This is a genomic window from Burkholderia sp. SCN-KJ (genome assembly GCF_024656005.1).
Taxonomy (GTDB): domain Bacteria; phylum Pseudomonadota; class Gammaproteobacteria; order Burkholderiales; family Burkholderiaceae; genus Burkholderia.
Genome location: NZ_JANKOG010000118.1, coordinates 1 through 289, shown reverse-complemented (window position 1 = coordinate 289; position 289 = coordinate 1). Strand labels below are relative to the sequence as shown.

General features: G+C 70.6%; 1 protein-coding gene. It reads right to left on the bottom strand.

What is annotated here, in order from left to right; all coding sequences use genetic code 11:
* Positions 1–289: circularly permuted type 2 ATP-grasp protein (locus NQV17_RS37895; protein ID WP_257776175.1), on the bottom strand; the 289-nt coding region annotated here is incomplete at both ends.

The window sequence follows — 289 nt, the reverse complement described above, 5'->3', positions numbered from 1 at the left end:
GAGCGAGCCTTCCTGCAGCGCGACGCGCGTGAGCCCGCCCGGCGTGATGCGGATCCGGTCCGACACCAGCACGAACGGCCGCAGGTCGACGTGGCGCGGCGCAAGGCCGGCTTCGGTCAGGATCGGCGTCGTGGACAACGCCAGCGTGGGTTGCGCGATGTAGTTCGCGGGACGCGCGCGCAGCTTCGCAGCGAACGCCTCGATCTCGGCCTTCGATGCGCACGGCCCGACCAGCATCCCGTAGCCGCCCGAGCCGTGCACCTCCTTCACGACCAGTTCGTCGAGATGG